The organism is Enterococcus sp. H57 (genome assembly GCF_003112495.1).
Classification (GTDB): Bacteria; Bacillota; Bacilli; order Lactobacillales; family Enterococcaceae; genus Enterococcus_B; species Enterococcus_B faecium.
Genome location: NZ_BEHC01000034.1, coordinates 1 through 23,649, shown reverse-complemented (window position 1 = coordinate 23,649; position 23,649 = coordinate 1). Strand labels below are relative to the sequence as shown.

Here is a 23,649-nt window from a genome sequence, read left to right as displayed (position 1 = left end):
GTACTCACTCCTTATAATTCTTTGGTCGGAACTATTTTGAGTGTAGCACAAATGACTTTTTTAGTTGTCTAGCTTAATTTTACAATCGGCGTTAACAAAAATCAGCGAAGCTCGTACTTCTTTTTCTAGGATTTATTTTGGATAGTTCTCTGTTTCTGTATTATATGATTGGCTTCAAGTAATAAGAAGGAATTTACGAAAATTGCTTCTCAAATTTCGGAAAAAGGGGGTATGACACAACTAGTGTCATACCCCCTTTGAATTTCTATGCGATTTCTGAGCCATTTGGCATGGATTTTGGTGCTTCGATTACTTGTAAAGAGCCATCTGGTGCTTCTGCAGAAAGGATCATTCCTTGACTGATTTGTCCACGCATCTTTCGTGGTTTCAGATTTGCTACAATGACGACTTTTTTCCCGATCAATTCGCTTGGATCAGGATAAAATTCAGCGATTCCTGACAAGATTTGACGGTCTTGGCTGTCTCCAGCATCTAGTCGGAATTGCAGCAACTTATCTGCCCCTTCTACTTTTTGACAGTTGATGACTTCTGCTACTTTTAGTTCTACTTTTTCAAATACATCAAATTTGATTTGTTTTTCTTTCGTTGAAACAAGTTCTGTTTCTTCTGGATCCCATTTGACTGTATCTTCGTTTGTTTGAGTACCTTCAGACATTTTTTCTTGAATAAAAGCAACTTCTTCTTCCATATCTAAACGTGGGAAGATTGGTGTACCTTTTGCAACTACTTTTGTTCCTGAAGGAAATTCGCCAAAGTGTAATCCTTCAAGATTCATTGTTTCAGAGTCCAATCCTAGTTGATTGAAGATCTTCTCTGGCGTTTCTGTCATGATTGGCTGAAGTAATATCGCTGCGATACGCAAAGATTCAGCTAAATGGATCATGACACTATTCAATTCAGCTTTCTTTTCTTCGTCTTTTGCTAATACCCATGGTTCTGTTTCATCAATGTATTTGTTTGCACGAGAAATCAGCACCCAGATTTCAGCCAATGCTGTATTGAATTCCATTTTTTCCATTGCATCATGGTAACGTCCGACAACGTTAGCAGCCGTCGTAGACAGTTCACTGTCAAATGGAGTGACAAGTGAGGCATAGTCAGGAACGAGTCCATCACAATATTTGTTGATCATAGCAATCGTTCGATTCAATAAGTTCCCTAGATCATTTGCCAGATCATAATTGACACGGGAAACAAAATCTTCTGGCGTAAAGACACCATCTGACCCAAACGGAACAGCACGAAGCAAATAATAACGGAGTGCATCTAAACCATAACGTTCCACAAGCATTTCAGGATAAACGACATTTCCTTTTGATTTAGACATTTTTCCGTCTTTCATCAATAGCCAGCCATGCCCAAATACTTTTTTAGGTAGAGGCAAATCAAGGGCCATCAGCATGATTGGCCAATAGATCGTATGAAAGCGAACGATTTCTTTACCGACCATCTGAACATCTGCAGGCCAGTATTTTTCGAATAGACTTTCATCTTCGGAGCCATATCCTAGTGCAGTAATATAATTGGATAATGCATCGATCCATACATACACCACATGTTTCGGATCACTCTTGACTGGTACTCCCCAAGTAAAAGTTGTTCGTGAAACTGCAAGATCCTCTAATCCTGGTTTGATAAAGTTGTTGATCATTTCGTTTTTACGAGATTCTGGCTGGATGAATTCGGGATGTTCTTCATAGTATTCCAACAGACGGTCTGCGTATTTGCTCATGCGGAAGAAGTATGATTCTTCTTTTACCAATTCTACTTCGTGTCCACTTGGCGCTTTACCACCGATCACGTTACCTTCGTCATCTTTGTACACTTCTGCAAGTTGTGTTTCTGTAAAGAATTCTTCGTCAGAAACAGAGTACCAGCCTTCATATTCACCTAAGTAAATATCTCCCTGTTCTAATAAACGATCAAATATTTTTTGAACAGCTGCTTTATGGTAATCATCTGTCGTGCGAATGAATTTATCATAACTGATATCAAGCGTTTTCCATAATTTCTTGACATCAGCCGCCATTTTATCTACATATTCTTGCGGTTTTACACCTAGTTCTTCTGCTTTTGTTTCGATTTTTTGACCATGTTCATCCACTCCAGTGAGATAAAACACATCAAAGCCCATCAACCGTTTATAACGAGCAATTGCGTCACATGCAATCGTAGTATACGAGTTGCCGATATGAAGTTTGCCGCTTGGATAATAGATTGGCGTAGTGATATAAAAAGTTTCCTTTTCTGCCACAGGGCTCTTCCTCCTTTATCGCATGATGCGAATTCGTTTCCTTGCTAGTATACCATAAAAAAAGCATGCTGTTAGCTTTTTTTCAAAATGAAAAAGACTGGATAAACGACTTCTATCTACGTTCAATCTATCCTTTAAAAGGATGAATAGGTTGAATAAATGCGGGTTTTTGTTTTGTTTCATATCTACTAAAAAACGGCTTTTTATTTCTCCCCTCACACGTGGTATAATAAAGACTATCTATCTTAGTAAGGGACTGGAACAATCATGCAGAAGAAACATCTTTTTTTTACACTTAGTATTGCTTTTCTTTCATTAGCACATTTAATATTCAGCTATTTTTATATTCGTATGTATGGTTATTTTAACCTCCATGGGCATTTGAACAGTTTTATGACAGCAGCTTGGATTTTGCGTTTTATCATTGACGTATATATCGTTATTTGTGGCTTCTTTGCCATTCGTGAAGAGCGGTATAAAGTATTGCCGTTTTATCTGCTTTTCTTTTTATTCAATCTCATACTTCCATTTATTTTTCATATTTAAATGATAACCTAGATTTTTCAAGTAAATCCTTGGTTTTTTTTCAGAGTCTGCTACAATAAGGTAAAAAGTACTTTTACTGTCAATGGAGGTGGTCAGATGAACCGTTTTGCTTCTAAAGAAGAAGAAAAATTATATTATGAACATGAAGCAAGTGAAGAAGAATTTCTTAACTGGTATCAAAAACAGGAACGTCCAGAATATGACAAGCCCTCTTTGACTGTCGATATCGTACTGATGTGCTATAACAAAGAAGAAGATCAGCTGAAAGTTTTGTTGATCCAAAGAAAAGGGCATCCTTATCGAAATTCATGGGCATTGCCTGGTGGCTTTGTCCAAAAGGATGAGTCAACTGGAGAAAGCGTCTTAAGAGAAACAAAGGAAGAAACTGGTGTGGTTATTTCAAAAGAAAATATTGAGCAACTGCATACATTCAGTACGCCTAATCGAGATCCGCGAGGCTGGGTCGTCACAGTCAGCTACTTAGCCTTTATTGGAGAAGAACCGCTAATCGCCGGAGATGATGCCAAGGAAGTACGCTGGTTCACACTAGAACGTCATAGTAACAAGATCCATTTATCTAGCGGAGAAGTGGCTATCTCGCTTGATTTAGTCACTGGAGAGTCTTCTGGCAAAGATACTTTGGCTTTTGACCATAGTCAAATCATCTTGAAAGCATTCAACCGTGTAGTCAATAAAATGGAACACGAGCCGCAAGTTCTACAAGTTTTAGGTAAAGATTTCACGATTACGGAAGCTCGAAAAGTATTTGCTAAATTCTTAGGGATCGATTATAAAACGATCGATCATTCCAATTTTAAGAAAGCTATGCTCCAATATTTCGATGAGATCGGTGAACGTCCTGTAGGAATCGGCCGTCCTTCAAAAATCTATCAGCTCAAGCCGGGGCACCATGAATAAGGTTGTGAGCAAAAGATTCAGACCTAATCATTCAAGAAAAAACGCAAAAACAACTCTTTGTGAGTTACGTTTTTTGTTTCAGAATTTTGATGTATTCGTAAACTTTCTGAATAAAAAATTAACAATAGCAGAAAAAGCTCGTACGAACTTTTTCTGCTATTGTTTTATTGGTTTGTCATAATTAGTGAGCTTTTCTTCAAAAGAAAAATTCCTAGAAACAAAAGTCATTAAGACTTTTTATTAACAAGGCTAACCCTAACGCTCCTATCAGTTTCATTCATTTTTTATCCCTTGATAACCGAATGTCTGCCCATTTTTTCTACTACTTGGCTCTTTCTTACGGAATTGCTTTCTTCTGCTCCGTCGGTATTGATCAAAAGAAATTTTTTATTATACCATTGGGACTTATAACGCAATTTTGTTATTAATTTATGCCAGTCGTGAATAGAAAAATCAGCATGTGCCTCTTCTTTTGGAAAAGATTCTACAAATAAGTAGTCATATTGTTTGACCAATTTCCCAGATAATTGTTCAAGATAATCTTCTCGCTGGTTCTTTTGTTTCAGATAAAGATCCATTACTTTTCTCTTTTGTTTCTGATAATTGCTTGCCTGATCTAACCTGATCTTTCTATGGTGAGCGGAGCGGACTTTCACATTCAATTTCCGCTGTGCATGTTGCAGCTTTTCTTCTGTCTGGTGAAATTTTGGTAAAGTTACTTCTAGAGGTCGAGATGTTTGGATCAATGTCTTCGGATGATAGGCGATCCCGATCCATTTAGCTAAAGATTCTTTTTTTACTGGCGAAACATCACAAAGTAGTGCGACATAAAATTCTTCATTATATCGAGCAGAAATCGTAGCGGAGCGAATCGATCCTTCAACTGGCCGATGCTGATTTATCTTGATTAGTTCTTTTTGTTTTGGTAACTTTAAGTAGCCATTTTCCAGATAGATCGTACGGGTTTGGTTGTTGGTCGTATAAGATTGCCACATACTTTTTTTCGTTTTAAGCTTTGGGAAGCTGGCACGTCCCTTGAAATAATTGCGAAAAGCCCGATCCAAATTAAGCTGTGCATTTGCTAAAGCAAGACTGTCTACTTCTTTTAAGAATGGGTATTCTTTTTTTAATGTAGCGGGTGTGAGCGAAAAATTGGCTACTCCTGTTTGTTGCCAACTTTTCTGCCGCTTTTTCAGCAAATGGTTATAGGTAAATCGAGCACATCCAAAAGTACGAATCAATTGCTGTTTTTGTTCTTCTGTCGGATACATACGGAATTTAAAAGCTTTTAGCATCTATGTCCCTCCTAGTTAGCAACCAGAAGAGATTCCTTTTGTCGTTTTAGTTTTTTTGCGTAATATGGGACTTCCTGCTCAGTTGCATAGACAAAATGTTCTGGTGCGATTTCACGAAGTTGACGTACTTGTCCGTCATCTGGTTCAGGTTGATATTTGATTCTTCTGCGTTTTCTCTCATGGTCTGGATCTGGTAGAGGAATAGCAGATAACAAACTTTCTGTATAAGGATGAACACCGTGATTATAGATTTCATCACTTGTTCCCATCTCTAATAACAAGCCGTTATGCATTACACCGATTCGGTCACTAATATGTTTAACCATCGACAAATCATGTGCAATAAATAGATAGGTCAATTGATGTTCTTTTTGGAGATCTTGCAACAAATTGACCACTTGGGCTTGGATCGACACATCTAGTGCAGAAATTGGTTCATCACAAATGATAAAACGCGGTTTTACTGCCAATGCTCGTGCAATACCAATACGCTGGCGTTGCCCACCTGAAAATTCATGAGGATAACGAGTACCGTGGCTTGGATTCAATCCAACAGTTCTCAATAGATCATCGACTTTTTTTGCACGCTCTTCAGATGATTTAGCTAGTCCATTAACATCAATTCCTTCGGCAATGATATCTCTGACTTTCATACGAGGATTCAACGAAGCGTATGGATCTTGAAAGATCATCTGAACATCATGCCGGAATTTCGTCAAACCTTTTTTATCTTTGATCTTCGTTATATCTTGACCGTCGAATAATATCTCACCATCAGTAGGTTCATTCAAGCGAATGATCGTACGGCCAGTAGTGGATTTTCCGCTTCCAGATTCTCCAACTAAACCGAATGTTTCTCCTTCATAAATGTGAAAGCTGATGTCATTTACAGCATGTACTTCATTCTTTTTTCCTACATTGAAATACTGTTTCAATCCTTTAACTTCAAGTAGTTTATTTGGCATCAGCAATTCCTCCTTGACCGTAAGTATGTTTTTGTTTCTCTTTAAAGATAGCCCAGCGACGTTGGATTTCTTCTGGCGGTGTCACTTTGGGTGCCTGCGGAGCAAGTAGCCAAGTTGCTGCCTTGTGTGTTTTTGATAGTTCAAAAAATGGTGGTTCTTGTTCTGCATCGATTTTCATCGCGAATTCATTTCTTGGATAGAATGCGTCTCCTTTTGGCGGGTTCAATAAATCCGGTGGAGAACCAGGAATAGCATACAATCGATCGTTCGCACTATCTAATGTCGGCATTGAACCAAGCAGTCCCCAAGTATAGGGATGTTGCGGGTTGTAGAAAATTTCTTCCGATGTTCCAACTTCAACGATTCTTCCTCCATACATGACAGCGACACGATCAGCGACATTCGCTACTACACCAAGGTCATGAGTGATAAAGATAATTGATGTATCGATTTTTGTCTGAATTTCTTTCAGCAGCTCCAAAATCTGTGCTTGAATAGTCACATCAAGCGCTGTTGTAGGTTCATCAGCAATCAGGATTTCCGGATAACATACCAGTGCAATCGCGATCACGATCCGTTGACGCTGACCTCCTGAGAACTGATGCGGATAACTGTTGATACGTTTCTCAGCTTCGGGTATTCCAACTAATTTAAGCAATTCTAATGCAGCTTTTTGTCCCTCTTTTTTTGAAACTTTATTATGCTTTCTAAGGGACTCAGCGACTTGCTTCCCAATGGGCATCGTCGGATCTAAAGAGGTCATTGGATCTTGGAAAATCATCGCTATTTCTTTACCACGGATTTTTTGCATCTCTCTTTCTGATTTTCCAACGATATCGTTACCTTTAAAGAGGATTTGACCAGCATCTATATTGGCGTTGCTTGACAGCAAGCGCATGATGCTTCTGGTCGTCACTGATTTTCCACTTCCAGATTCCCCAACGATCGCCAATGTTTCTCCTTTATTCAAATGAAAATTGACACCGCGAATCGCTCGTACCTTTCCAGCATACGTATCAAAAGAGATTTCTAAGTCTTTCACTTCTAAAATTTTCGTCATCGTCTTCACTCTTTCATTTTAGGATCAAAGGCATCACGCAATCCATCAGCAAGTAAGTTAAAGCCAATCATGATAACCGATAAAGTTACTGCCGGAATCCATAATAGATAAGGCAGATACAGGAATGTCTTGTACCCTTCGCTCAACATCGTTCCTAATGAAGCTGACGGAGGCGTAAGACCTAAACCGATAAAGCTTAAAAAGGCTTCGAAGAAAATAGCAGATGGAATACTAAACATCATTTGAATAATAATGACACTAGAGATATTCGGCAAAATATGTTTGAATGCAATTTTCATTCTTGATTCACCTAATGTCAATCCAGCTAAAACATATTCTTGATCTTTTAATTTCATTGTTTGTGCACGAACGATACGTGCCATTGGTATCCAGTTTGTGATGGCCATAGCAGCCACGATTGAAAAAATTCCTGGTTCAAAAACGACCAACATCAAAATCATGACAACGAGGTTTGGAATTCCTGATAAGATTTCCAAAAAACGTTGCATCACGTTATCGACACGTCCGCCTAACAAACCAGAAACCAACCCGTAAGCTACACCAATCGTTACATCTAGTAATGCAGCAATAAATGCGATCAGCAACGAGATTCTCGTTCCCATAAATAAGCGGCTTAATACATCACGTCCCAAACCGTCTGTTCCTAAAAAGAAATTTACGTTTGAAGGGACGTTTGCTTGAGCATATTTATCAACAAGTTCACCACCAACCATTGCTTTTCCATTCAATCCATCGATATTGATTCCCGGAATACGAGGAGGCAAATTGATATAAGCCACGTTTTGGGCAGTTGGATCATGAGGAGAAACAAAGATTGTGATCACAGAGATCAAAATGATGACCAATAGTAAAACCATTGAAATAACGGCAGCTTTGTTTTTCTTTAAACGGCGCCATGAATCTTGGATAAAATTCAAAGAAGGTGCAGTAATCTGTTCACGTTCTTCTTCGGTATTTTTTTGTAATGGAAGAAATTCATCCGCAGGGATATCTGCAACTGTTTCATAACGCTTTGGTATCATTTCCATTTATCCTCGGCTCCCTTCTGAAACACGAATTCTTGGATCAACTAGACCGTACAATAGATCCACGATCAAAATAACAAAAATCAGCATAAATGAGTAAAGGATCGTTACAGCCATGATCGTAGGATAATCATTTGTTGTGATTGACTTAACGAATTGTTCCCCGATACCAGGAATAGCAAAGATATTTTCTACCACCAGTGATCCGGTCATCAATGCTACAGCTAACGGTCCTAATAAAGTCATCAATGGAATCAAACTATTTCGAAGACCATGTTTAAAGGCGATTTCCCAACGGCTCAATCCTTTTGCTTTTGCTAATTCCACATAATCACTATGCAGTACTTCCACCATTTCCGTACGGATAAACCGAGCAGAGTCAGCAAGCGGCGACATGGCCAACGCAATTGTTGGTAAGATTGTGTACACAAAGCCATCCCATTTTGCGATTGGCAAAACTTGTAATTTGATTGCAAAGATATATTGTAATAAAACAGCAAATACAAAGTTTGGAATGGAACGACCTAATATCGCTACGAGTGTAGAAGATGTATCTGCCCATGTATTTTGCTTCATGGCAGAGATCGTTCCTAAAATCGTCCCTAGGACTGTTCCAAAGATAATTGCCTGTAACCCTAACTGCAAGGATGGTCCGATTCTTCCAGCTAACAAATGTGCGACTGGCTGGTTTTTAAATTGGAAGGAAATTCCAAAATCTCCTTGAAGCAAATTAGAAAGATAAATCCCATATTGTACGATAACTGGTTTATCCAAACCGACTTGTTTATTTAGCATCTCGATTGTTTCAGGACTCAAACGTTCCTGATTCGTATATGGCGTGCCCGGCAGCAATTGCATCAAGAAAAAGGTGATTGTTGCAATTAACCAAAGCGTGATGATCATGAAAAAGACACGTTTTAATACATATTTGATATAACTATTCACTAATGTTTCCCCCTAGCTTTTGACTTCTGACAGATGTTTCGCTACATTATTAGATAATGAACCAAAAATAAAGGAGCAATCAAATGAAAAAAAAATCTATCCCCTACGCAGTAGCTTTTCTACTGATTCTGGTTATTTTAATAAAAAATCTCATCAACCATTCCTTTACACTCATTCAATTATCTAATGATCTATTCTTATGGTCATTGCCGTTTCTGATTATCGGCGGTTTTTTATGGGTCTTTTCTTCGGGTTTCTTCGATCATTTTCAGCGATCGGTCCATCTTGCACGAACAAGGAACCGAAAGAAAAAACCAGAATTTTCCTCGCTCTCGTCTGCCAGCTACGGTATGTACAGCTTTTGGCTGATCATTGCCGGAATACTAATTGCTCTTTCTGCTATTTTCATGCTTTTTTCTTTGTTAGGATAAGTGAATATGAGAACGAGGTTGCGACATTTGCCGCAGCCTCGTTTTTTCTCATGCTCACGGTATTAACGATTATTCTTCAACGTATGTCCATTTGTAATCCCATGAAGCGCCTGCCGCATGGTGAACGATACCTTTGATTTTTTCATTCACTAGGTGACCTTCTGCTTTTTGGTACACCGGAACGACACCCATATCATCAGAGATGATCTTGATTGCTTTTTGGAAATCATCCCAACGGGCTTGTTCATCGCCAGCGTCTGTTGATGAAGCTGCTTTAACTGCTTCGTCATATTCTGCATTGCTCCAGCGACCACGGTTGTATGAATTACCTGTGACAAACAAATCAGTAAAGCTGCTTGGGTCTGCATAGTCAGCAGCCCATCCGCCTAGTACTGCGTCAAAATCACCCGAAGTTGAGCGGTCAAGACGTACAGAGAATGGAACAGGTGTTGGTTTGACTGTTACGCCATCCAAGTTTTCTTGGATTGAGTTTTGAACATATTCGATTACTTTTTTCGATGAATCATCATCAGAAGCCATCAAATCAAATTCTAAAGAATCAACGCCCAATTCTTTTTTCGCTTTTTCCCAATATTCTTTTGCTTTATCTTTGTCATAAGAAACTAATTTTCCAGCTTCTTTTGCAAAGTCTTCGTTCGTTGTTGGACTTTTTACCATATCTGATGGGATCAATCCTGTAGAGACAACTGATCCGTCACCTAGTACTTGTTTTACTAAAGCTTCACGATCGATAGAATAAGAAATAGCTTTTCTTAGGTTCACATTGTTGAATGGTGAATTCTTTTCACGTTGATTGAATTCGATATAGCTTGTCCGCGCTTCTTTAACAGAAGTATAAGCTGGATCGTTTGCGTTTTGCTGTGCTAACTCACCAGACAAGATCACGTCATCTGCTTGGCCATCTTTGAATAAGTTCAATGCAGTAGAAGATTCTTTTACTACACTGACTTTGATTTCAGAAAGTTTTACTGTATCTTTGTCCCAGTAATGATCATTTTTCTTATAAGTCCATTCTGTATCTGTTCCTGGTCCATCAAAATCTTCTAATGTGAATGGTCCATTATAAACAGCTTTATCACTTGCAGATGCATAGGCATCCCCATTTTCTTCCACTACGGATTGTTTTTGTGGGAAAAATGATGGGAAAGCAAGCAGATATTGGAAATATGGTGTTTGTTTCGTCAATTTGATTTCTAATTCATAGTCACCAACTGCTTTGATCCCTAGTTCTGATTTATCTTTCTTTCCAGCTGTAATGTCTTCTGCATTTTCAACTGGCGCATACAGGTAAGCATATTCAGAAGCTGTAGCTGGGGCTACTGTTCGTTGCCAGCCATAAACGTAATCCGCTGCTGTAACAGGATCACCATTTGACCATTTTGCGTCTTCTCGTAATTTGATTTTGTAAGTTAATCCGTCTTCACTGACTTCTGCCAACTCGCTAGCTCCTGCCGGCTGTGGTTTGCTGTCTTCATCAAGACGGTAAATTCCTTCATAAACGTTATTCAATGCTGTAAAACTGATTGTATCTGTTGCAACTGATAAGTCAGCTGTAGGCATTTCTTGAGGCACGACTAAGTTAAATACGCCTCCTCCATCTGCTGAACCGCTTTTTGCTGAACTACTGCTTGTGGCTGAACTGCCGCCATAACATCCAGCAAGTACAAGGCCGCATACCGCAACCAAACCAAATGTAAATTTCTTTTTCATTTTACGTACCTCTTTATTGTAATTTTCAGAATAATTAATATTTTCTGAAGTTGTTTAAGAGTTTAATGAATAATTATTAAAAAATCAACACTTTTTTTTGTCTTTTTCATAAAATAATGATTTTTTCGTGAGGTTTCAAGGAATTTTTCAGAAAAAATAGCTTTGTACAAGGTTTTCCATGGTCTTCCAAAAGCCATTAAATAATTTTCGTTATATTGTCTATTATTGCCATACAAAGATAAAAAAGAATAAACAAAAAGAAACTGTGACAAAAGTCTTGTCACAGTCCCTTATCTGAATAAACGGTGTTCAAAAGCTTGCATCTGCGGTAATAAGCCCAACCAAACGAAAAATATGAGGAGCTATTTTTGTTTGGCTGTTCTTATTACTTGATGCAGGACAGCTTTTTCACAACCTCTTTTTATTATTGAGAATCTGGTCGAGGAATAATCGTTTTTGCCATCCAAATATCCGGTTTGTCCCAGCCATTTGCATTTGGTAAGACACCTACGATTTTATAACCTAATTTTTCATAGAATTCATACGGATGTTCACGAAGGTTCTGGATAGAAGCCACTTTATCAAATGTATGCTCATACAGGTCCGTTTGACTTAACGTTGTTCCATGGTCTAAATCATCCGTACCTAAATAAATCGTGATTCCTCCTCTGGAAGCTACTTCTTTTTCTAAGTAATTGACTAATCGAGTACCTATTTGGTTCTTTCGTCGGGAGCTTTCTACAACTAATGGATGCAATTCCCAACCTGTGATACCGTATTGAGGGATTGCACCAATAAATCCTACTAACTCATCTTGGTCTACCGCTGCTACTGCGATTCGTTCTGGATTCATCATTTCTTCTACTTCTTCTGCCGAGCTGTCTCCATATTCTTCCGGCCAAGTCAGTCTCAGTAAATCAGAAAGCTGATCTTTCAATACTGGATTATTACGGTCAAATTCACTGATTATCATACGTCTTCCCCCTTGTTCTTGCTTATTCTAACAGTCCTTTTGAAAAAACGAAATGTTCTCGCTCAAAAATCTTTAGCTACCAATCAGTATCTCTATTCTTTCATTATTTATCTTACTTATAAAATAAAAAAATTATACAGAAACACTTTATTCAAAATAGGAAAGATCAGGAAAGCCATCAATTGGAGGAAAAAACTCTGTTTGTTCATCATGATATAGATTATCTTTTGCTTTAAAAAAAACCAATTATGAATTGACAAATAAAACCTGTTTTCATATAATAATCTTAATTTTTAGAATTTTTAGATAATTACAAAAAAGCAAAGGGAATCGGTAGAAATACTAAGAGGAACAAAAATTCATTATTGTCGTTTTCAATGTTTTTGTACTTGTTCGTTTTTAGGATACTTATTGATGATTTCAAGGTGTTCATGCCACCTTATTCATCACTTATCCTGTCTTAGGTTCACCTCTACTCCATCTACAGCCGCAGTCAGATCGATCACTCTTTAAAATTTTAACCCGTTTCAACGAAGAAAGAAGGAAATGAATATGAGTCAAAGTGTTTTCTTACCAAATTATACCATTGGAACAGATGCGTATGAAAAAGCAAATGGAATCGTCAAAGAATATGGGACAAAAGTAGTGCTGATTGGAGGGAAGACTGCACTTTCAAAGGCAGAAAACAAAATAAAAGTAGCTTTGACACAGGAAATAGAGGTTGTCGCCAGTCTCTGGTACGGGGGTAATTCAACTTATGGAAATATTGAACAGTTGATCCAGCATGAAAGTGTCCAAAAAGCAGACGTCCTGTTTGCAGTCGGTGGTGGCCGTGCTTGCGATACTGTAAAAGTCATTGGTGAAAAACTAGCTAAACCAGTCTTCACCTTTCCCACTATTGGTTCGAACTGTTCGCCCGTCACTGCGGTATGTGTCATCTATAACGAAGAAGGCGTAATGGACGGACTCTTCTTTCCTTCAAAACCACCTGTACACACCTTCATTGATACAGCAATTATTGCCGAAGCACCTGATAAATACTTATGGGCAGGTATTGGCGATGCTTTATCCAAAGAAGTCGAATCTACTTTTTCTGCTCGTGGCGATGATCTAGGCTACACGGATAGATTAGGAATCCAAATCGGAAAAATGTGCATTGATCGTCTCTTGACTTATGGTACGCAAGCATTGAAAGATAGTGCCGACGATCGTCCCTCATATGCAATTGAACAAGTCGTTTCGGATATCATTGTTACTACCGGATTGGTTTCTGTTTTAGTTAACAATAACTATAATTCTGCTATGGCACACTCATTCTATTACGGTACGACTGTTCTAGAAAAAATGGAGGGATACCTTCACGGAGCATCTGTCAGTTATGGTGTACTGACCTTATTGATGATGGATCAGCAGTTCGATTTGTTTGATAAAATCTATGTGTTTATGAAAAAGAACCAACTTCCAGTATCGTTAACCGACATGAATCTCAATGTCACGACCGATTTAGAAGCAATCTTAGATAAAGCCATGGCAACAAATGATATTAAACATGTGCCTTATGAAATCACCCGAGAAAAATTTAAACAGGCCATTCTTGACGTAGAAACTTATCATGCTACACAAGAAAGCCAGCAAGGATATAAGAAAATCAGTTAAATAATTGCTAAAACCCCCATCAAGCAGGCTGTCATCAAATTGAGGACATTTCTTTGCTTGATGAGGGTTTTTCTTGTCAAAAAAAGCTTTATAGCTTTCGCTATAGAATCTTTTCTCTTATTTAAGTTGAACAGTTCCTTAATTAAGAAAACTGCTCCTTTTATGGTAATTGAAAAAACGAGTAGGATACGATTATTTGGCAACTGTTTTTTTCATTTGCTTGCTTCGCAATTGTCCGCAAGCTGCATCAATATCTGTACCATGTTCTTTACGTATCACACAGTTTACGCCGTTTTTCTTCAATACATCATAAAATCTCAATACATCAGCTTTTGGACTGCGAGAATATTGATCATGTTCACTGACTGGATTATATGGAATCAAGTTGACATATGCTAATTTTTTCTTATCTTTTAATAGATCTGCTAATTGTTGCGCATGCTCTGGTCTATCATTTACTTGATTCAACATGATATATTCAAACGTGATTCGACGGTTTGTTTTCTCTAAATACTCATCCACAGCTTCCATCAATTTCTCAATTGGGAAACTTCGGTTGATCCGCATGATCGATGTTCGCACCTCATTATTCGGCGCGTGCAAGGAAATAGCCAGATTGACTTGCAAGCCGTTATTAGCGAATTCCTTGATTTTGTGTGCTAATCCACTAGTGGAAACTGTAATGTGCCGAGCACCAATTGCCAATCCTTTGGCATCATTGATGATATGCAAAAAGTCCATTACATTGTCGTAATTATCAAATGGCTCACCGATCCCCATTACAACGACATGTGAAACGCGTTCGCCAAGATTGCGCTCATCAAAATAATGTTGGACCATCATGATCTGTGCAACAATTTCTCCAGCAGTCAGATCACGGTTCTTTTTGAGCAGCCCGCTTGCACAAAACGTACAGCCGATATTACATCCTACTTGTGTCGTCACACAAACTGACAAGCCATATTCTTGTCTCATCAGTACAGTCTCAATCATGTTTTTATCAGGGAGTTCAAACAAATATTTTACTGTACCATCCGAAGCTTCTTGGACGACCATCTGTTTTAGAGGATTGATGATAAAATGCTCCGATAATTTTTCGATCAATTGTTTCGATAGATTCGTCATTTCTGTGAAATTACTTACACGTTTTTGATACAACCATTCCCAAACTTGGGCAGCTCGGAATTTTTTCTCGCCGTTTTCTATAAACCAATTGATTAATTCTTCATTCGTCAAGCCATAAATGGACTGTTTTTCCAAAGTATTTTCCCTCTTTTTCTCAAAGTTTCGCTACATACTATACATGATTCATTTCCTTAATGCAATACTTCACAAATAAATCGAATAGAACTTTAATCTCACAAAAACTAAAAAGACAAGACATCATACCGTATTAGAAAAGATGGAAAAAAACCATTTTTTCTTTTGGTATCATCATGCCTTGTCTTTTTATTGGTTATTCGTTTTTCAACCCTTCATCAAACAAGTTTTACATGTCATTATCGTCCGGCAACGTTTCTGATGTTTCTTCCTGCTCAATGAATACTTTCCGAGGCTTGCTTCCTTCTGACGGGCCAACAACTCCATGAGCTTCCAGTTCATCTACTAAACGTGCTGCTCGGTTGTAACCGATCCGAAATCTTCTTTGGAGAAGGGAAATACTTGCCGTTTGCATTTCAACGACAAGTGCTTTTGCTTCTTCAAACAGCTCATCTTGTGGCTGTTCTGGAGCACCTGTCGTTTCAACTTCATCTGTCGGCATCATTTTCTCTTCATAATGAGCTTCTTGCTGATCTGTAACAAATTGAACGACCCGTTCTACTTCGTGGTCAGAAATGAATGCTCCTTGCACACGGATCGGTTTATTCTCACCCATTGGCAAGAATAGCATATCTCCTCGCCCTAAGAGCTTTTCTGCCCCATTAGAATCAATGATCGTCCGAGAATCTGTACCGCTTGATACCGCAAATGCCATTCTGGAAGGTACATTTGCTTTGATGATTCCTGTGATAACATCCACACTTGGACGTTGAGTAGCTAGGATCATATGAATCCCCGCTGCCCGAGCCATTTGCGCTAAACGAATAATCGCATCTTCAACTTCATTGCTGGCTACCATCATCAAATCAGCTAATTCATCTACGATCACTACGATGAATGGTAAGGTTGGATGTTTCGTTCCGTTTTCCAAGTTTTTCTGTTGAACAAATTCATTGTAACCAGAAATATTTCTTACTCCGGTTGCCGCGAATTTTTCATATCGTTCTTCCATTTCTTGTACTACTTTTTGTAAGGCTTGCGCTGCTTTTCTAGGGTTCGTCACGACCGGCGTCAACAGATGAGGTATGCCGTTGTACATATTCAATTCAACCATTTTCGGATCGATCATCATCAGTTTTACTTCATGGGGCTTAGCACGCATTAATATACTTGTGATAATCCCATTAATTGCTACTGACTTCCCACTACCAGTCGAACCAGCCACGAGTAAGTGAGGCATCTTCGAAAGATCAGCCGTTTGTACCCGTCCAGAAACATCACGTCCTAAAGGTACTTCTAGTAATTTATCTGGGTGGTTTGGTTGTGCTTCGATGATTTCTCTAAAGGAAACCATACTGATCTTTCCATTTGGTACTTCAATACCAATCAGTGATTTACCTGGAATCGGTGCTTCCATCCGGACATCTTTCGCCGCTAAAGCAAGCGCGATATCATCTGTTAAGTTCACAATTTTACTTACTTTTACCCCTACAGCCGGCTGGACTTCGAATTTTGTGACGGATGGTCCTAAGCTGGCTTTGACGACCTTGGCATCGACACCGAAACTTTGGAAAGTTTGTTCTAATACGCCGATATTTTTTTCAATTTTTTTATACTCATCACTTTGATCCACAGTTGGTATAGAATCAAGCAAATCAACTGTCGGTAATTCATAGTCTTGATTTTCCTGTTCTGCTTCAATCTCAAATTCTAATGAGGTACCGTCATCCTCTGGCAACTCATCTGAAAAACCTTCTGCTGTATTGGTCTGTTTTGGTGTATCTGGTACTGGTTTCTCTAGATTCGCAGGATGGATATTTTCTTGAAAACTGTCGATTGGAACAAAACTTAGCTGCTCCGGCTCTGTATTTTCTGGTTCCTGCCATTCATCAGCAGTATTTTCCCTTTGCTGGCTCACCGCTTTTTTCTTCTCATATTCTGCAGCTTCTTTTTCTGCAGCTTCTTTTGCAGCTAAGCGCCTTGCTTCTTTCGCTTCTGCGCGCTGTTTCATTCTCTCTTCCTTTGCCGCTTGCTTTCGAGCTTGCTTGGCAGGATCACCTTCCAATAATTCCTGTACTCGTTCTCCAATTGATTGGATACCATTTAACAGCTGATAGCCTTCCAGATTACTGAACAGGAATGCTCCTCCTGCCAGTAATAGCACTGCTGCTAAATAACTTCCAGGCTGTGCAATCAAGAAGTAAGTAAAATGATAAAGGATTGCTCCAATCATCCCACCACCAACGTTATTGTCTACTTGACTTTGTTTTATATCACTGGCTAACAAATCCCATGTCGTCCCCATGATATTTGGTTCCCCAGTATGGAGTTTGCCAAATAAATGGGCATGTAACAATAATAAGATACCGAAATAAAAGAGTATGCCGCCAAACCAGCGTCGGTTTTTACCAATTGAAAACTCTGTATTCTTAATGACAATCCAAAATCCTAATACGGCTAATAAAAGACAGAGGATTTGGTAAGTATTTCCTGCAATGATCCGAAAGCCGTTTGCAATCAATATTCCTAAAAAACCTAATTTTAAAAAGCCGAAGACAGCAAATAAAATCAAGGCAAACCCAACACCAATCGTCAGCATTTGTTCCTGCTGCTGTTTTTGCTTTTTCGTTTTTTTCGTCTTTTTCCTTTTTTTAGTAGGCCGTTTCTTTTGTGCCATTTATTATCCCTCATTTCATCAAGTTTCATTATACAAAAAAAAGTAAGGGAACTAAAGTTTTGTTTGAAAGAACTGACGCTTTCTTTCATTTTTCAGCTTATTTTACAGTTTTTCTTAATTTCTAAATGATTTTATCAAGAAAAGGCACGGCCATATCCAGCCGTACCTTCTTGTTTTAAGTATGTGAACTAAAGGTTCTCTCCATTTTCTTCAATCAGTTTTTGGTACCAGTAATAACTGTCTTTCTTATATCGTTCCAAAGATCCTTCTTGTGTTTCATCTTGATCAACATATACAAATCCATATCGCTTTTGATAACCGTTCAGCCAGCTAAGCAAATCTGTATAAGACCAGGTGCAATAGCCTAGGACTTCTGCTCCATCCGAAATTGCTTCTTTGATGGCTTTGACGTGGCTTTGTAAGTAATTGATTCGATAGTCGTCATGGATTTGTTTATCTTCTGTCAACTTGTCATACTCTCCTAAGCCATTTTCCGTAATCAGTACCGGCATGCGGTAACGGCTTGTGATACGACGCAGTCCGATCCTTAATCCTTCTGGGTCAATCTCCCAGTCCCAATTTGTTCGTTCGACAAATGGATTCTCAACTTTTTTATACATTCCAGGAACTCCAGTTTCTTCTGATGAACCTTTTTTTCCTGTCGTATTCATTTTTCCTGCACCAACTCCGTTTAATGGATTGAATGCATTCGTCGCCGTTTGATAGTAATTGATCCCAAGAAAATCTGGTTTAGCAGATTCTAGCAATTCTGCATCGCCAGCTTCAATCGTTGGTGCCCATCCTTTTTCTTCTAAGAACCTCATGGCAGCAATCGGATATTTTCCCCACATATAGACATCCATCCAATAATTGGCCATCAGGTCTTCTGCATTTTCAGCAGCCAGAACATTTTCAGGATTACTGTCAATTGGATAATTTGGCGTATACGCAAAGCTTGGTCCGATTTTTCCAGGCATTTCTAACTCGTGAAATTTATTGATGACAGATGCATTTGCTAAATTAGCAATATGGTTAACTTCATACATTCGTTTCGGGTCTGTCACACCTGGCGGATGTGCTGCTAACAAATAACCTAATGAAGTGAAGATATTTTGTTCATTCAAACTAATCCAGTAATGGACTTTCCCGCGGAATGCCTCAAATAATGTTTCTGCATAATGAGTGAAATCTTCAATGATCTGACGTGATTCCCAACCATTATATTCATCTTGCAATGCTTGTGGAAGATCCCAATGATATAAAGTCAACATAGGTTCGATATCGTTTTCAATCAATTCGTCGATCAATCTCTCATAAAAAGCGAGCCCAGCTTGATTGACTTCTCCTCGTCCATTAGGAAAAATCCGTGTCCAAGCTACAGAGAATCGGTAAGCTTTCAGACCTTGTTCTTTCATTAAAGCAATATCTTCTTTATAACGATGATAGTGGTCTACTGCCAAATCACCGTTCGTTCCTTTAAATGTCTTTCCAGGTATCCGTACAAATCGATCCCAGACTGATTCTCCTTTCCCATCTTCTTGCCAAGCTCCTTCTACTTGATACGCTGCAGAAGCAGAGCCCCACAGAAAATCTTTTGGAAATGAGGTAAGTTCTTTGTGTTCCATTCATCTCTTCCTTTCCTATAACCTTCAATCGTTCCTCTTTTAGAATAACACGAAACCCCTTCCACAACAAAATAAAATTATGTAAAGGAGGTTGTGACAGAAGTGGTCAGCTTCAAGAAACAAGAAGTAATGTACGAAAATTGCTTCTCAAAGTTTTGTAAAATTTCGGCTTATTTTTCGAAGAAGCTACTTCTGGAACACCGTGTATAAGAGGTTGTGAAAAAGCTACCCTGCATCAAGTAATAAGAACAGCCAAATAAAAACAGCTTCTTATGTTTTTACTTGGCTGGATTTATTACCGCAGATGCAAGCTTTTGAACACCGTTTACCAAGAGGTTGTGAGCCTGCCATTCAGCTCCGAGTCACAAGGAGTTGGCAGGAGAACACTGTTTATTCGGAAAAAGGGACTGTGACACGTCTTTTGTCACAGTCCCCTATTTGTTAATTTCTCGGCGTAACATCTTCGCCAAACCATTTATCGGATATTTTTTGGAATTCACCTGTTTTCTCTAGTTGATCTAGGGCTTCATTGATTTTTTTCACTAATGTACTATCTGACTTTCGTGCACCAACTGCAAAATCCTCACTTTCATAAGAACCTTTTGTTATGTTGAAGTCTTCTAGTTCGTTTCTTTGTTTCAAATAATAGTCTGCGTATACTTTATCCATCAGCAGACCATCGACCCGTCTGCTTTTCAGATCGATCAATGCTTCATTAAAACTATCATACAAAACAGCATCTTGGTTTTTGACTATCTCTTTTAATACTTCTGGTTGTTTCGTAAATACATCATAACCAGATGACCCATTTTGCGCACCTAATCTCTTATTATTCATTTGTCCAAAGTTTGTGATTCCTGATTCTTTAGGTGTGATCAGCACTTGATCGTTTTCCATATAAGGTTTTGTAAATTGCACTTTCTTTTCTCTTGCCGGCGTTTTGGAATAGCCGTTCCATATCAAATCGATCGTTCCATTGTTCAGTTCAAATTCCTTCATTGACCAGTCAATGGGCTGAAAGTCTACCGTAATCCCATATTGTTCAAAGACTGCTTTGGCTAAATCAATATCAAATCCTGTGAGCTTCCCGTCTTTATCTCTAAATCCCATAGGAACAAATGTATCGTCTAAACCTATAACGATTTTTTTCTCTTCGTTGATAGTCGCCCAATTATCTGCTGAAGTTTTTTTGTTCGAACAGCCTGCAAAAAGAAGAAGACCTGCGATCAAAGCGAATAGAAAACTGGTTTTTTTCATCTCTATCTTCTCCTTTCTTAATGAATTGGGGAAACTTTTAGTAATTGATCACCGACATTTTCTGCAAATACTAAATCATGGGTGACAATAATTTGGGTTACCCCATCTTCTTTCAATGATAGGATCAAACGCTCGACTTGCTGGCGTAATTCAGGATCTAAAGCACTTGTTGGTTCATCATAAGCCAATACCCGTGGATTCATAGCCAATGCTCTGGCAATCGCTACCCGCTGTTTTTGTCCGCCAGAAAGCTGATAAGGATAGTTATTCAATAAATCACTAATCCCTAATGAAGCCGCTAATTCTTCTGCTTTTTTGGTGTATTCTTCTTTTGTCTGTTTCAATACCATTTTTGGTGCTAAGGTAATGTTTTCAAAAATATTCAGATGTGGAAATAGCTGGAAGTCTTGGAATACGACTCCTACAACTTGTTCTTTCATTTTAAGCTCGAATGGGTTGAACGGTACACCATCTAAATAAAATTCTCCGCTGTCAGAACTTTCTAAGCCAGCCAAGATACGTAAAAGCGTGGTTTTACCGCCACCGGAAGGCCCTACGATAGCTAATGTTTTCCCATCTGGAATGATTAGATTCAAATCTTTGATTATTTTTTTTTCACCAAATGCTTTGTTCACTTTCTTCAATTCAATCATATTTCTTCCTCCTATCAGTTAGCGGTAATAATTTAATTTTCCTTCAACTTGTTTCATTACGATTGTTAGAATACCAGTCAATGTAAGATAGATGATTGCCACGCCTAGCAAAGGCAGTAAAGTCGCGTCGCGTTCCATCGCGATTTTCCCAGCACGCATTACGTCACCTAAACCTAATATATAGATCAAGGAAGAATCTTTGACCAAGTTGATAACTTCATTCCCTACAGAAGGTAAAACAATCTTTGTCACTTGTGGGATGACGATTTTCGTCACCGTTTGAAAGGGACTTAATTGCAAAACTTGCGCTGCTTCATATTGACCTTGAGGAATCGATTGTATCCCTCCACGAAAGATCTCTGCAAAATAAGCTGCATAGTTTAAGATAAAGGCAATGAGTGCTGCTTCGAAACGATCAAAAACGATCCCAATCGTCGGCAACCCATAAAAAATAAAAATCAGTTGCAACAACAGCGGTGTTCCCCGCATAACCCATACATATGTTTGAAGCAAGTAGCGTAGCGGCTTAAAATGCAAAGACAATCCTAATGCTAAAACAATCCCTAATGGTAATGAGCCAATCAAGGTAAATAAAAATAATTTCAATGTTGTGAGTGCTCCTACTAATAATTGCGGCATAACTTCAATCAAATACTCCATCTTCTTTTCCTCCTTTAAAATAAAAAAATCCTCTTGGCAAATGCCAAGAGGACGTATTATACGTGGTTCCACCTCTGTTTATTTTTTCCTTGCAGAAAAAACCTCACACAGTCGTTGCCGTTCAGATGAAAACAAAAAGTCCTTTGATCCGAAGATCAAAGGACGTTAATCACGTGGTTCCACCTTTTTTTACCGGCTCCTCACGGAAAAGCCAGCCTTATCTGGTCATCTAGCAACGACCGCAGCTGTAACGGGCTCCCCGGATTTTCCTACTATACGCTTCAGAAAATCGACTCCAAGATGTGTTTCACGGTTAACTGCTGCCTCTTTCCACCAACCAGAGACTCTCTAAAAACACCTAACGGCTACTCTTCTTTTCGATGTCATTTGTTTTAACTTTACGTGTAATTTACATGATTATTTTTCATTTGTCAACTCTTTTTTATGATACACTAATAAAAAAAGGAGGGTGATGCGTGATGAGTCGTGCAACCGAACAAGAAGCTTATGAACTACTAAAAAAACTGGATATCTCTTTTCAAAAAGTCGATCATCCTGCGATTACGTCAGTCAAAAATGTCCTTTTTTCCCTACCTGGTCCGCAAGTAAAAAATCTATTATTGAAATCAAGAAAAGGAAAACAAATCTATCTTGTCATCTTGCCTGATGAAAAGCATGCCGATTTAAAAGAACTAGCTGAACAATTAAAAGAAAAGCGCTTATCTTTTGTTTCTGAAGAACAGCTTCCTGACCTCCTAGGCGTTCCAGCAGGTACAGTGACTCCATTAGCATTGATGCACGACAAAGAGAAAAAAATCCAAGTCGTGATCGATGCTGCTATTGATCGTCAAGATACCGTAGGCTTTCATCCAAATATCAATACCACTACGTTGATCATGGATTTTTCCGACTTTGAAAAGATACTTGTTTACTTAGAACATCTGCCAGTTTATGAAAATTTGTAATGATAGAGTAGTTTTCTTATTTCCCAATTCAAGCGTCTTTTTCTTTATTTAGCACAAAATATATCAGAAATTCTTTTGGCCAATCAAACAATGTAACAACTAGTATGAACGCTGAAAACTAATACGAGTATTCTTCCATAGTTAGCCAAATCCATATTTATTGATTCTACGAAAAAAGAAGCATATATAAAAATGCTTCTTTTTTCGATTATAAATCGGAATTTTATTCTTTTGATTTCAGTCATATTTAACAAAAAATATTATATTCTAACTAAACTTTTTTATATTTTTGTAAGAATATCCCAGCACAGATAGTTACTATCAATAAACCAATGATTACAGCAAAACTAGATTTTTTACTACTTGTTTTAGGAAGAATGCTTTTTGATTTATTTGTTATCTGTTTAGGTACAGCTCTCTTACTAATATAATTGGTTCTTTGTTCGCTGGATTCTCCTGTATGAGCAAATATTTGCAATTTTTGAGAGAATAGATTTCTAATTTTCTCTCTCTCTGTCTTCTCTGGAAAATTTTTCCACGGTGTTATATGGCTACCTGGTATAGATATATTTGTTTTTTCCGGTGTATAACTGTTTTTGATGTTATACCCGTCAATCGTCGTACTGTATTCGGGCACGTTGTCTTCCGTTACAGTATAGATGATTTCTTGCCCGTCTCTGTATTTTGGCAGATTTGTGAAACGATAGCGCC

22 protein-coding genes and 1 other annotated feature are annotated in these 23,649 nt (G+C 38.3%); of the genes, 6 read left to right on the top strand and 16 right to left on the bottom strand.

The window, feature by feature from the left end:
- Nucleotides 1–265: 265 nt before the first annotated feature.
- Nucleotides 266–2,275, bottom strand: coding sequence for a methionine--tRNA ligase (metG, locus tag DIZ30_RS07705; RefSeq protein ID WP_002289325.1), 2,010 nt, complete (start codon nt 2,273–2,275; stop codon nt 266–268).
- A 267-nt stretch (nt 2,276–2,542) separates the two neighbouring features.
- Here metG and DIZ30_RS07700 point away from each other — a divergent pair, with 267 nt between their 5' ends.
- On the top strand, nt 2,543–2,821 hold the full coding sequence (locus DIZ30_RS07700; RefSeq protein WP_002289337.1) for a hypothetical protein: 279 nt from the start codon (nt 2,543–2,545) through the stop codon (nt 2,819–2,821).
- A gap of 96 nt (nt 2,822–2,917) precedes the next feature.
- Complete coding sequence (locus DIZ30_RS07695; protein WP_002293995.1) at nt 2,918–3,739, top strand: NUDIX hydrolase; 822 nt, start codon at nt 2,918–2,920, stop codon at nt 3,737–3,739.
- Between the two features lie 284 nt (nt 3,740–4,023).
- On the opposite strand, the gene DIZ30_RS07685 is transcribed toward DIZ30_RS07695, so the two are convergent.
- Genes DIZ30_RS07685 through opp3b form a run of 5 tightly spaced genes read right to left on the bottom strand, consistent with a single transcriptional unit; the run spans nt 4,024 to nt 9,050 of the window.
- Complete coding sequence (locus DIZ30_RS07685) at nt 4,024–5,034, bottom strand: RNA-guided endonuclease TnpB family protein (RefSeq protein ID WP_002289328.1); 1,011 nt, start codon at nt 5,032–5,034, stop codon at nt 4,024–4,026.
- A gap of 11 nt (nt 5,035–5,045) precedes the next feature.
- Complete coding sequence (locus DIZ30_RS07680; RefSeq protein ID WP_002289330.1) at nt 5,046–5,999, bottom strand: ABC transporter ATP-binding protein; 954 nt, start codon at nt 5,997–5,999, stop codon at nt 5,046–5,048.
- Entirely contained in the window at nt 5,989–7,059 is a 1,071-nt protein-coding gene (locus tag DIZ30_RS07675; RefSeq protein ID WP_002289332.1) for an ABC transporter ATP-binding protein, read from the bottom strand. The genes DIZ30_RS07680 and DIZ30_RS07675 overlap by 11 nt, the downstream gene beginning before the upstream one ends.
- A 5-nt stretch (nt 7,060–7,064) precedes the next feature.
- Nucleotides 7,065–8,108: an ABC transporter permease gene (locus DIZ30_RS07670; RefSeq protein WP_002293994.1), complete on the bottom strand. Its 1,044-nt coding sequence runs from the start codon at nt 8,106–8,108 to the stop codon at nt 7,065–7,067.
- Nucleotides 8,109–9,050: an oligopeptide ABC transporter permease gene (opp3b, locus tag DIZ30_RS07665; RefSeq protein WP_002293573.1), complete on the bottom strand. Its 942-nt coding sequence runs from the start codon at nt 9,048–9,050 to the stop codon at nt 8,109–8,111.
- Between the two features lie 83 nt (nt 9,051–9,133).
- On the opposite strand from opp3b, the gene DIZ30_RS07660 reads away from it, so the two are divergent.
- Nucleotides 9,134–9,481, top strand: a complete 348-nt coding sequence (locus DIZ30_RS07660) for a DUF3899 domain-containing protein (RefSeq protein ID WP_002293992.1) — start codon at nt 9,134–9,136, stop codon at nt 9,479–9,481.
- Between the two features lie 69 nt (nt 9,482–9,550).
- Here the strand turns inward: DIZ30_RS07660 and DIZ30_RS07655 are convergent, their stop codons facing one another.
- Nucleotides 9,551–11,212: a peptide ABC transporter substrate-binding protein gene (locus tag DIZ30_RS07655; RefSeq protein WP_086311756.1), complete on the bottom strand. Its 1,662-nt coding sequence runs from the start codon at nt 11,210–11,212 to the stop codon at nt 9,551–9,553.
- 178 nt (nt 11,213–11,390) lie between these two features.
- On the opposite strand from DIZ30_RS07655, the gene DIZ30_RS13690 reads away from it, so the two are divergent.
- Nucleotides 11,391–11,510 carry a ribonuclease P protein component gene (locus tag DIZ30_RS13690; protein ID WP_002293990.1) on the top strand — a complete coding sequence of 40 codons (120 nt, stop codon included), beginning with the start codon at nt 11,391–11,393 and terminating at the stop codon, nt 11,508–11,510.
- A 126-nt stretch (nt 11,511–11,636) separates the two neighbouring features.
- Here the strand turns inward: DIZ30_RS13690 and aac(6') are convergent, their stop codons facing one another.
- Nucleotides 11,637–12,185, bottom strand: coding sequence for an aminoglycoside N-acetyltransferase AAC(6')-Ii (gene aac(6') / locus DIZ30_RS07645; RefSeq protein ID WP_002293989.1), 549 nt, complete (start codon nt 12,183–12,185; stop codon nt 11,637–11,639).
- Nucleotides 12,186–12,737: 552 nt separating this feature from the next.
- On the opposite strand from aac(6'), the gene DIZ30_RS07640 reads away from it, so the two are divergent.
- Nucleotides 12,738–13,841, top strand: coding sequence for an iron-containing alcohol dehydrogenase family protein (locus DIZ30_RS07640; protein ID WP_002303623.1), 1,104 nt, complete (start codon nt 12,738–12,740; stop codon nt 13,839–13,841).
- On the opposite strand, the gene DIZ30_RS13685 is transcribed toward DIZ30_RS07640, so the two are convergent.
- From DIZ30_RS13685 to DIZ30_RS07605, 7 genes are all read right to left on the bottom strand, one after another.
- Nucleotides 13,838–14,044 carry a hypothetical protein gene (locus DIZ30_RS13685; RefSeq protein ID WP_002321602.1) on the bottom strand — a complete coding sequence of 69 codons (207 nt, stop codon included), beginning with the start codon at nt 14,042–14,044 and terminating at the stop codon, nt 13,838–13,840. The genes DIZ30_RS07640 and DIZ30_RS13685 overlap by 4 nt on opposite strands.
- Entirely contained in the window at nt 14,034–15,101 is a 1,068-nt protein-coding gene (rlmN, locus tag DIZ30_RS07630) for a 23S rRNA (adenine(2503)-C(2))-methyltransferase RlmN (RefSeq protein WP_002293986.1), read from the bottom strand. The genes DIZ30_RS13685 and rlmN overlap by 11 nt, the downstream gene beginning before the upstream one ends.
- A gap of 229 nt (nt 15,102–15,330) precedes the next feature.
- Nucleotides 15,331–17,778, bottom strand: a complete 2,448-nt coding sequence (locus tag DIZ30_RS07625; protein ID WP_002289244.1) for a DNA translocase FtsK — start codon at nt 17,776–17,778, stop codon at nt 15,331–15,333.
- A gap of 188 nt (nt 17,779–17,966) precedes the next feature.
- Nucleotides 17,967–19,403: a glycoside hydrolase family 1 protein gene (locus tag DIZ30_RS07620; protein ID WP_002289243.1), complete on the bottom strand. Its 1,437-nt coding sequence runs from the start codon at nt 19,401–19,403 to the stop codon at nt 17,967–17,969.
- Between the two features lie 441 nt (nt 19,404–19,844).
- Nucleotides 19,845–20,660 (bottom strand): amino acid ABC transporter substrate-binding protein, encoded by an 816-nt coding sequence (locus DIZ30_RS07615; RefSeq protein ID WP_002289242.1) that lies wholly within the window; start codon nt 20,658–20,660, stop codon nt 19,845–19,847.
- A gap of 17 nt (nt 20,661–20,677) precedes the next feature.
- Nucleotides 20,678–21,313 (bottom strand): amino acid ABC transporter ATP-binding protein, encoded by a 636-nt coding sequence (locus tag DIZ30_RS07610; RefSeq protein WP_002299692.1) that lies wholly within the window; start codon nt 21,311–21,313, stop codon nt 20,678–20,680.
- 18 nt (nt 21,314–21,331) lie between these two features.
- A complete protein-coding gene (locus DIZ30_RS07605; protein WP_002289240.1) occupies nt 21,332–21,973 on the bottom strand; it encodes an amino acid ABC transporter permease in 642 nt (213 codons plus the stop codon).
- Nucleotides 21,974–22,017: 44 nt separating this feature from the next.
- Nucleotides 22,018–22,363 (bottom strand) — a binding site (T-box leader).
- 89 nt (nt 22,364–22,452) lie between these two features.
- On the opposite strand from DIZ30_RS07605, the gene DIZ30_RS07600 reads away from it, so the two are divergent.
- Nucleotides 22,453–22,938 carry a prolyl-tRNA synthetase associated domain-containing protein gene (locus DIZ30_RS07600; protein ID WP_002324189.1) on the top strand — a complete coding sequence of 162 codons (486 nt, stop codon included), beginning with the start codon at nt 22,453–22,455 and terminating at the stop codon, nt 22,936–22,938.
- 271 nt (nt 22,939–23,209) lie between these two features.
- Here DIZ30_RS07600 and DIZ30_RS07595 read toward each other — a convergent pair.
- Nucleotides 23,210–23,649, bottom strand: a 440-nt coding sequence (locus DIZ30_RS07595) for a Cna B-type domain-containing protein (protein WP_159086155.1), incomplete at its 5' end; no start/stop codon positions are given.